Raw genomic sequence first — 477 nt, 5'->3', positions numbered from 1 at the left:
CGCTACCTGCCGCTCTCAACCGGCAGCCCACGCGGTCCTGAGCGCCTCGTCATTCGCCAGGGCACTCGCACGCCCCAAGCCAGCAGACGCCGCGGAACCGGCTCCGCCGGGCCGCTGGCGTCGTCCCCCTTCCCGCGCGAAGCGCGAGAGAAGGGGGAAGCGGCAAAGCCGCTCAGGGGGATGTTCTCTGATTCTACGTGTCGAGCGCCTTGCGCACCCCCCGCAGGAAATCGATGGCCAGGGGCACCACCTTCTCGTGCGGCTGGTCGTCCAGCAACTGGATGATGCGGCTGCCGATCACCACGGCGTCGGCCACGCGGCCGATGGCCTGCGCGGTGGCCGCGTCGCGGATGCCGAAGCCCACGCCCACGGGGATGTGCACATGGCGGCGGATCACCGGCAGAATGGCCTCCACGGCCGTGGTGTCGAGCGCGCCGGAGCCGGTCACGCCCTTGAGCGACACGTAGTAGACGTACC

1 protein-coding gene is annotated in these 477 nt (G+C 70.4%); it reads right to left on the bottom strand.

The window, feature by feature from the left end:
• Positions 1-193: 193 nt before the first annotated feature.
• The coding region (locus K9U40_RS23515; protein WP_282892479.1) for a tryptophan synthase subunit alpha at positions 194-477 on the bottom strand (284 nt) is incomplete at its 5' end.

The sequence above is a fragment of the Xanthobacter autotrophicus genome (genome assembly GCF_030015065.1).
Lineage (GTDB): Bacteria > Pseudomonadota > Alphaproteobacteria > Rhizobiales > Xanthobacteraceae > Xanthobacter > Xanthobacter autotrophicus_D.
This window is presented reverse-complemented; position numbering and strand designations above follow the sequence as displayed.